Here is a 9,278-nt window from a genome sequence, read left to right as displayed (position 1 = left end):
GTTCTTAACTACGCTGATATTCGGAACCGCAGAGCAGTTATCAGTAGCCGTGATATCTTCCTGAACAGGAACCGCATCACAATCTACCGTTCTGGCGGCCGGAATCAAAGTTGTAACCACCGGCGCGGTTGTATCCTGAACATGTACTACTTGCGTAATGGTAGTATCGTTACCACACTCATCTCTCACTACCCATGTGCGGGTGAGGGTATAAGTATTGGCACAGGCACCATTGGTGCGCACTTCATTTTTAGTTATTGAAATATTTGGTACCGCAGAGCAGTTATCGGTAGCAGTAACGTCTTCCTGAACAGGAACTGCGTTACAATCTACTGTTCTTGCAGCCGGGATTACAGTAGTCACTACCGGAGCTGTTGTATCCTGCACGGTGAGTATTTGTGTGATAGTGGTATCATTGCCACACTCATCTCTCACTATCCATGTGCGGGTGAGGATGTAGCTGTTGGCGCAGGCACCGTTCGTGCGAACCTGGTTTTTGGTTACCAAAATATTTGGAACCGCAGAGCAGTTGTCAGTAGCCGTAATGTCTTCCTGAACCGGAACGGCATCACAATCTACCGTTCTTGCAGCAGGGATTACAGTAGTCACTACCGGAGCAGTAGTATCTCTTACCGTAACGATCTGTGTAGCAACCGTCTGATTACCACAGGCATCCCTGGCGGTCCATGTACGGGTAAGGATATAGCTGTTAGGGCAGGCACCATTGGTGCGAGTCTCAGCCCTTGTTACGGTTACGTTGTTGTCACAATTATCAGTAGCTGTCAGATTCGGCTGAGGAGGTACAGCATCGCAGTTTACCGTAGTATCATTTGGTATGCCGGCAATCAGCGGAACTGTTGTATCCGTGATGGTGATGGTTTGAGATGTAGTAGCCGTATGCATACAGGCGTCTGTAGCCGTCCATGTGCGGGTAATGCTGAATCCGCAGGCCAGCGTTGTTGTGACGTCGTTATGGGTAACGGTAAATGAAAGGTTATCCGGGTGGCTGAATACAGGAGTACCGAATAATGTAGTGTAATCAGTACCGGTCAAACATTGCGCACTGGTAGCTGCTGGTGTTGAAACCACTACAGGCGGGTTGGTGGCGATTCGGATCTGGATCACATTACTGTTGGAAGTACAAGTACCTGAGGTTACCACTCTTCTGTACCATGTTGTTTGTGATAATACCGGTGGCTGGAAGATGCTTCCAACTGCACTCGCAACAGGGGAGAAGGGACCTGTAGCACTGGTGGTGCTGTATTCCCACTGATAGGTATATGTTCCGTCACCGCCACTTGGTGTGCCGGTTCCGGTAAGCTGCGCTGGTTGATTACCTCCACAGATCAGCTGATCCTGCGATATCACGTTATCTGCGATGGGCTGCAGGTTAGTAAGTACCACGTTATCAGGAGTAGAGGTACAGGTACCGTTGGTAACAGTCCAGGTTAATGTAACTGTTTGTCCGGCAGGCACTGTTACGGTAGCGTTACGGTTATTGAGGCCACCGGTAAGCGTGATACCTGCAGGTACCGTCCATGTACCGGTGCCGATACTTGGTGCGGTTGCATTCAGGCTAAATGTGGCGATGTTACAATGCACCTGGTCAGGACCGGCATTTGCTGCAGCAGGCATCATATCCACATTTACAGTAGCAGAAGCACAGGTAGTGTTACCGCATGGCATGGCACTTTCTGCTCTTACATAGTAAGTAGTGGCTGTAGTTGGTGAAACCGTGATGCTTGGGCCGGAGCCAATAGCTGTACCGGTTCCGCATCCACCCTGGTACCAAACCCAGTTAGCACCGGAACCTAATGTACCATTTGCAGTCAATGTAGCGGAAGAACCGGCACAAATTGTTGGTGCAGAGAGGGTAATAGTAGGTACGGTAGATGGTGTTTCGATCCTTACGGTGAAATAAGTATATCCATTACAGTTAGGAGGCGATGTTTTCCTTGCGGTTAAACGGAAGGTATAGGTACCAGCCGGTGTGTTGGCAGGAATTGCGGTAATAATATTACCGGTAGCGCCTGAAATGGAACCTGATTTTGTTACGAATCCAGGCATTGGGTTCGCACCAAAAGCTTCTATTATATAGCTTGTCGGATTGTTCACCTGGGACCATGGTAATGTAAACCTGTTGGTATTAGCGCAACTGTTTAGATCTACACTGGTCACGTTGAGCAATGGCGGCGGCGTATAATCGAGTGTGGTTTGCCTTGTAGCCGGTGCACAAGTGGATAAAGGATTGGTGCGGGATACCCTCCATTCAATCCTCACCTGCGTAGTACCGGTTACGGTGGCTATGGCAGTAGGGCTGCTTGGATCATCAAATGTAGCGGAGCCGGATATTACCACCCATTGCCCCTGCATACCTGGTCCCGGAACATTACCGGAAAGCGGGAATGTAGGAGAACACTGTGTGAATGGCCCTGTTACAGTAGCGGTGGGCCTTGTTTCACTGGTGATCGTGAATTCTTCGAAGGTACTACAATCTGGCCTGGCCAGTGGAGAAACCGTCCATCTTAAAGTGATCGGCTGATCCGGGGGAACGTTGTTCAATGAAGCACCGTTTGCAAGTGTTGGGTTCGCAATAGTGGCGCCATAGCTGGCTCCAACAATTGTCCACAGACCTGCATAGTCAGCCGTGATCGCATCTGCTTTTAAGGCTATAGCCGTAACGCCGCAATAGAATTGTGGTATATCGATATTCGCTACGGCAGGGGCTACGCCGGTAATATTAACAGTATCACGTACGGTACATTCCCCATTCCTCACCATTACTCTGTGCTGATTCGTTAGCGTAGCTACGCCGGCACCAGGAGTGGGAGCAGGGAAGGTGATCGTCTGGCTTGTCTGGCTACCTGGCGACCAGGTGATGGGAAATGCAGCATTGGCTGCTCCCGCATCCAGGGTAACAGGTGTGCCTGCGCACAAAACCTGGTCCGGACCAAGGTTTACAGTTGGTGGCTGATCTACCGTAATGGTGATACTCGCATCTTTAAAGCAGTAACGGGGCGTACCATTTGCATAGCGCCCATAATTAATACCACCTCTAACATTATAAACACTTGTAACAATAGGATTCACCATTACGGAATCCTTTGGTGCAGGAAGTGTTGGCCAGGTTAAGATCCTGGGCCCGACGAAGGTAAAGTTCTCATACCCTGTAACGCTCGGCGATTCCAATGGGCTGGCCCTGAGGATAGTAGTATCCCCCCGGCAGATGGCGGGTCTCGTTGCATTGATACTGGGTAGCGCGGGTACTGTTAGCAGTACCCGGTTGGAAGGAGTATAACACCCCGCATCATTTACGTTCCCGGCTTCAAATACCATCAGCCGGTATTCGATGACGTCTAATTCCTGTAAGGTTCCTGCCGGAATATTCAGTATTGGTGTATTGAAGTTAGTATATGGAGCGCCGACAGTTACCCATCCTGTGCTATTCCTGTTCATTTCCCAGCGGTAAACCGGGTTTGCGAAATAGTTGGATGGCTCGATCACGGAAGTGAGGGTTAATTCAGCTCCGGGGCATACCATATCTTCGGACACACCCAGTCCATCTATATAGGAATATATCTTAGGTGCACAAAAAACGAATTCAATATCATCCACCGCAATGTCGTTACCACAACCACCCGGGTTATTGTTCATGATCTCCACGATCACATTTTGCTGACCGGGCGCGAGTGTAAGTGTACCTCCGAATTTCTGCCAGCCTGTTAAATGCTGATCTCCCGGCAAATTGCGGGAGAGGTCCATCGATACATCATTGGTATTAAACTGCCTGATGATAGCATTATTAGAGGCATTCCGTACAATAAAGGTTACACCTGCATAACGGTAATCTTCCCGTTGACAGGTGTTGCTTAATACAGTAAGCGAGTTAAGGTTGATGAACCACGCCGAGAAATTATATTTAGCACCCGGACAAAGGCCGTTTATCGTTCTTCTGTAAAAAAGTTTCGGATTATCAGATGAGTTGGCGATAAGCATACCACCATATCCGTTATCAGTATGGTCTCCTACGTTATCCCATTCCGGGCGGCCACCTATCTGAGAGTTATAATGGATACTATAAAAGTCGTCTGCGAGGTCTGCTGAGGGAGCATAAGTATATCCCACGGTGGCAGGAGGATCTACCGGTCTCCGTGGAGCACCTGCGTAGAACTGACCAAATGTCTCTTTGAAGTTTGTTGCGGGTGTAAAAGTACCTTCGCACTCGTCCATAGAGCAATCATATACATTGAATGACTTGGTCCGGGTCCTGTTCCTTTGGTTTCCTCCATTTGTATAATAAATAGTAGCGGTGACACTATATGTTCCTATAAGGTCTGTTATGAAGGTCACAGATTGCCCCGTGGCACTGAAGTATTTGAACTTCGGGTGGTTACTTATCAGGTGCATTGCCCGGCTATAGGTATAGGCCGGTCCACTTGGAGGCGTAATCGTCCACCGTACACTATCCACGGCCCTGAAATCGTCTATGAACGCATGCATGGAAGCATATGCGTTCTGGCAGACGTTAGCCGGCGCCGTTAGCCTTCCGTTCTGTGCATATATCTCAGATACAGCCCCCGAGGAAAGTATGGTTAATAATAGGAGTAGAAATCTTCTCATTGTTTCTGACAATTAGGTGAGTCATAGGTCTGTTAGGCACAGCAATAGGCTTTATTTCCGTGGTAACGGAAATGCCTTCAAATGAAAAATTGATGGAAACAATGAGTAGCCTTTGATCTGGTACTCTTTTTCGTAGGTGTAAATAATCGGTTTCATAGGCTTTCGGATATTCGGTCAAAAAGGTTCAATAACTGGATATGGGACAAATTTTGAATAATCTGAAATTAAAATTAATGATAATATAGGAGAAACAAAAATACGTATTTCGCCTGGAACAGTAAAAAAGAGCTTATCTGATGTTTATAAAGTATGGGCTGTTTGAAAGTCAATATATTAATCGAGTGGAAAAAATGTGAACTTTTTTTTGGGAAGAGGAGGAAAAATTGAATTTTTTTATGACTGTTGTGACATTTATCAAATAATTAGCTACCTTTGCAGACCAAATTTGATGTATAATGCCAAAAGTAAAGACTCATAGCCGTGCGAAGAAGACGTTTACGGTGACCGGCAGCGGAGCGATCAAACGTCCGAAGGCTTTCAAAAGTCACTTATTGACTAAGAAGTCTAACAAAAGAAAGCGTTCATTGAGAGGCAGTAGCCTGGTAGCTGATGCAAATCTGAACCTGGTGAAGCGTATGCTCGTACTTCGCTAAAACGTATCAATTTATTTAAACAAGTTTTAAAAAGCATAACATGCCTCGTTCAGTAAACGCAGTTGCGTCCAGAGCCAGAAGAAAGAAGATCTTAAAGCAAGCCAAAGGCTTCTACGGTAAACGTAAAAATGTTTATACCGTAGCTAAGAACGTTCTGGAGAAAGGCTTAACCTATTCTTATGTAGGTCGCAAACTGAAGAAAAGAAACTACCGTCAACTGTGGATCGCCCGTATTAACGCTGCGGCCAGAGCAGAAGGATTGACTTACTCAGCATTCATCCATAAATTGTCAGAAAAGAACATTGGTCTGAACAGAAAAGTTCTCGCTGACTTGGCAATGAATGAGCCTGAAACTTTCAAAAGCCTTATCGCTTCTGTAAAATAAGATTTATCTTACTCGCAATATATAGCCGGTTCCTTTATTGGGACCGGCTATTTTTGTTTTCAGTTCAAGGTGCATGTTGTAGCATAGTACCGGGCAAGGTATTGTGGATCAGTCTTTTATCTGCGTTTTAGTTTTTACTTACCTACCGGGAAAACCTATGAAGATCAAGTAGTTACAAAGGAATTAAGGTACGTGTGGTAGAATGGCACCGGGCAATGCACTGAAGATCAGGTATTTAGGATAGCTTTTTACTTACCTGCCGAGAAAAGGCCTGAGGATCATTGCTTTATATCATTTCAAAAACCCTGCATCCTGTTTCCCAACCGGTTTCTGGTAATTTGTTCTTGGGAAAGATCCCTATTACGGCAGATCCGCTTCCGCTCATGGCGGCATAGATGGCCCCATTCTTATACATCTTCTCTTTTATTCCTCCGATAGCGGGGTAGGCGGCAAACACCGGCGCTTCAAAATCATTCGTTAAACGGTGCTTCCAGCTACTTACATCCTGCCAGTCGATATCTTTTAAGGGAACAGCCGGGCGGCCCGGTATGATCTGCCCAAATGCCCATCCGGTGTTAACATGGATACCGGGATGTACGAGGAGGAAAGAATAGGCGGTGAGGTCCAGGTCAAGGGGTTCCATAAGTTCTCCTCTGCCTGAAGCAAAACAGGCTGTATTCCGGATAAAGAAAGGACAATCGCTGCCCAGTATCGCAGCATACGCTTCCAGCTTTTCCAGGGAGAGGTCCAGGTTGTATTTTGAGTTGAGCAGTCTGAGGGTAAAAGCACCATCTGCGGAACCTCCTCCAAGGCCTGCGCCTATCGGGATCTGTTTATGCAGATGCATATGTATAGCGGGTAGTTGCGGGAAGTCTGCTTTTAACAGGTGCCAGGCTTTTTTACAGAGATTATCTTCTGTGTCTCCCGGAATATCCAGGCCACTGCTGGAAAAGATGTTTTCTTCTGCTGTGATGATCTCCAGGGCGTCCTGTAAAAGGAGCGGGTAGAACACGGTTTCCAGGTCGTGAAAACCATCTGCACGTTTTTGCAGAATGTGTAAACCCAGGTTGATCTTGCAATTGGGGAAAAGGATCACGGCGCTTATTTACTTTTTCGGCTATTGATCTCATCGCGGATGGCGATGGCGCGGATATAATCTTCCTGTTCCAGTACTTCCTGCAGGAGTGTGTTCAGCTCTTCCAGGTTCAGCACTTTAAGGTCATCTTCAGCACCTTTTTCATGCTCTGAGATAGTTGGCCCTCCGGCTGGTTTGGTTGTTTTCTTGCCAGCGGGATCGTCCAGCAGGATGCCTGCACTGTTCAGGATGTTTTCGTATGTATAAATGGGGCATCCGAACCGTACTGCCAATGCCAGGGCGTCTGATGTGCGGGAGTCTATTTCTATCGTATCATCGTTATTGGAGCAGATCAATTTGGAGTAGAAAATGCCTTCCTGCAAATTGCTGATCACCACTTCATGCAACTCAACGCTAAATGCATTCATGAAATTTTTCATGAGATCGTGTGTGAGCGGCCTGCTGGGCTGCATTTTTTCCAGCGCTACTGCTATGGCCTGAGCTTCAAACCCTCCAATAACTATGGGTAAACGCCTTAATCCATTCACTTCTCCTAACACCACGGCATATGAATGAGTTTGCGTAATACTGTGCGACAAAGCAACTATTTCCAATTCTATTTTTCTCATACTGTCAAATACGCGTTAGCGCTCACGTTTAATCGTGTAAGACGTGAAGTTAGAAAAATAATCGATATCTAAAAAGCGGAAAGCCGCCAGCTATTAGCATCCGGGCGGATTTTGCAGCACGAAAGCGGCAATATCCAGCCGAAAGTCAATAGCAGACGGCTATCACAAATTATCAGATACCCTTATATTTCTTAACAGCGGCCGTTAATTTAGGCACCACCTCAAAGGCATCGCCTACTATACCGTAATCTGCGGCCTTAAAGAAGGGGGCTTCAGGGTCTTTATTGATCACTACTATTACTTTACTGCCGTTAACACCTGCCAGGTGCTGAATAGCTCCGGAAATACCAATAGCTATGTATAAATTGGGCCTTACGGTGAAACCGGTCTGGCCAACGTGTTCATGATGCGGGCGCCAGTCTGCATCTGCCACAGGGCGGCTGCAGGCAGTGGCAGCACCCAGCGCATGGGCCAGGTCTTCCAGTATGCCCCAGTGTTCGGGCCCTTTCAGGCCACGGCCGCCGCTCACTACTATTTCTGCTTCTGTCAGCGGTACTTCACCACTGATAGTTTCTACTTTAAGTGGTTTGATGCGGAAGTCGGCATCTGTAAGGGCAGGAGCAAAAGCTTCCACAGCAGCGGTACCATCTGTTGGAGCCAGGCTGAAAGTATTGGGTAATACGGAAACGATCTTCTTTTCAGACGTAATGTTTACGTTGGCGAAGGCTTTCCCGGAGAAAACGTTCTTCTTTACCACAAAACCGTTAGCGGTGTCCGGCAGGGAGATAGCTCCAGCCACCAGGCCTGCTTTTAAGCGGGACGATAATTGCGGGGCAATGGCACGGCCTGAGAAGTTATGGGAGAAAACAACCACAGCGGCATTTTCCTTTGCCACCGCTTCCGCGAGGATCTTTGTGGCGGTGCCGGCTTCCAGTTCATTCAAACGGGCATCTGCCACATGTAATACTTTTTGCGCGCCATACTGGCCCAGGCTGGCCAGTTCCTCCGCACTTACTTCTCCTGCTACCAGCGCAGTAGCAGTTGTTCCTGATTGGGCGGCCACTTTGGCGCCATACTGTACTGCTTCCAGTGCAGACTTCTTTATTTTTCCCTGAAATTGATCGGCGAATATTAAAACGGACATGCGATTTGTTTTAGTGTTGAATAAGATCAGATCACTTTAGCTTCTTCGTGCAGGAGTTTCACTAACTCTTCCACGTTATCAGCAGGGATCAGTTTCACACCGGCTTTGGCTGGTGGCAATTCAAATGATACGATACTGGTGAGTGTATCGGCCTGTACGGGTTCTATTACTTTCAGTGGTTTGGTGCGCGCCGCCATGATGCCCCGCATGTTGGGGATCCTGGCTTCGGCCATTCCTTTCTGGCAGGAAACGGCTACCGGTAATGTAACCTCGCAAACTTCTTCTCCGCCTTCTATCTCGCGGCGAAGGGTAGCTACCTGGCCGCTCAGTTCAAATTTAGAAGCAATGGAAACAAAGGGGATGCCCACCAGTTCTGCTACCATACCCCCAATGCCGGAACCGTTATAGTCGATGGTTTCTTTACCGGTAAATATGATGTCGTAATTTTCCTGTTTGGCATGTGCCGCTATCTGTGAAGCAATATAATAACTGTCATGACTATCCGCATTCACACGGAAGGCTTCATCTCCGCCAAGGGCAAGGGCCTTGCGGATCACGGGTTCGGTATCGGCTCCTCCCACTGTGATCAGGTGTACGGTGGCGTTCAACGTTTCTTTCAGCTCCAATGCTCTTACCAGGGCATACCATTCATCGTATGGATTGATAATAAACTGCACACCCGCTTCACTGAATTTCGTGTTGTTGTCTGCGAAAGCTATTTTTGCAGTTGTGTCGGGAGTTTTACTGATACATACTAAGATCTTCATATCCG

General features: G+C 47.4%; 7 protein-coding genes. 2 read left to right on the top strand and 5 right to left on the bottom strand.

Annotated features, from left to right (window positions below; translation table 11 throughout):
- Positions 1 to 4,620: HYR-like domain-containing protein (locus tag BUR42_RS29735; protein WP_200798230.1), on the bottom strand; the 4,620-nt coding region annotated here is incomplete at its 3' end.
- Between the two features lie 455 nt (positions 4,621 to 5,075).
- On the opposite strand from BUR42_RS29735, the gene rpmI reads away from it, so the two are divergent.
- A complete protein-coding gene (rpmI, locus tag BUR42_RS07460) occupies positions 5,076 to 5,273 on the top strand; it encodes a 50S ribosomal protein L35 (protein WP_074238627.1) in 198 nt (65 codons plus the stop codon).
- 40 nt (positions 5,274 to 5,313) lie between these two features.
- Positions 5,314 to 5,658, top strand: a complete 345-nt coding sequence (gene rplT, locus BUR42_RS07455; protein ID WP_074238626.1) for a 50S ribosomal protein L20 — start codon at positions 5,314 to 5,316, stop codon at positions 5,656 to 5,658.
- A gap of 286 nt (positions 5,659 to 5,944) precedes the next feature.
- Here rplT and ispE read toward each other — a convergent pair whose 3' ends face one another.
- The 4 genes from ispE to BUR42_RS07435 form a co-directional block, all read right to left on the bottom strand.
- Positions 5,945 to 6,754: a 4-(cytidine 5'-diphospho)-2-C-methyl-D-erythritol kinase gene (gene ispE / locus BUR42_RS07450; protein WP_074238625.1), complete on the bottom strand. Its 810-nt coding sequence runs from the start codon at positions 6,752 to 6,754 to the stop codon at positions 5,945 to 5,947.
- A gap of 5 nt (positions 6,755 to 6,759) precedes the next feature.
- Complete coding sequence (locus BUR42_RS07445; protein WP_074238624.1) at positions 6,760 to 7,362, bottom strand: bifunctional nuclease family protein; 603 nt, start codon at positions 7,360 to 7,362, stop codon at positions 6,760 to 6,762.
- Positions 7,363 to 7,534: 172 nt separating this feature from the next.
- On the bottom strand, positions 7,535 to 8,506 hold the full coding sequence (locus BUR42_RS07440; RefSeq protein ID WP_074238623.1) for an electron transfer flavoprotein subunit alpha/FixB family protein: 972 nt from the start codon (positions 8,504 to 8,506) through the stop codon (positions 7,535 to 7,537).
- Between the two features lie 26 nt (positions 8,507 to 8,532).
- On the bottom strand, positions 8,533 to 9,273 hold the full coding sequence (locus BUR42_RS07435; protein ID WP_074238622.1) for an electron transfer flavoprotein subunit beta/FixA family protein: 741 nt from the start codon (positions 9,271 to 9,273) through the stop codon (positions 8,533 to 8,535).
- Between the last annotated feature and the right edge of the window lie 5 nt (positions 9,274 to 9,278).

This window comes from Chitinophaga niabensis, from assembly GCF_900129465.1.
Lineage (GTDB): Bacteria > Bacteroidota > Bacteroidia > Chitinophagales > Chitinophagaceae > Chitinophaga > Chitinophaga niabensis.
The sequence above is the reverse complement of the archived record's forward strand: the minus strand, read 5'-3'. Positions and strand labels throughout refer to the sequence as shown.

Bases quoted from the DNA above. Each gene is read 5' to 3' on its own strand.
- rplT (WP_074238626.1), top strand. From the start codon at position 5,314: ATGCCTCGTTCAGTAAACGCAGTTGCGTCCAGAGCCAGAAGAAAGAAG.
- BUR42_RS07445 (WP_074238624.1), bottom strand. From the start codon at position 7,362: ATGAGAAAAATAGAATTGGAAATAGTTGCTTTGTCGCACAGTATTACG.
- BUR42_RS07440 (WP_074238623.1), bottom strand. From the start codon at position 8,506: ATGTCCGTTTTAATATTCGCCGATCAATTTCAGGGAAAAATAAAGAAG.
- rpmI (WP_074238627.1), top strand. From the start codon at position 5,076: ATGCCAAAAGTAAAGACTCATAGCCGTGCGAAGAAGACGTTTACGGTG.
- BUR42_RS07435 (WP_074238622.1), bottom strand. From the start codon at position 9,273: ATGAAGATCTTAGTATGTATCAGTAAAACTCCCGACACAACTGCAAAA.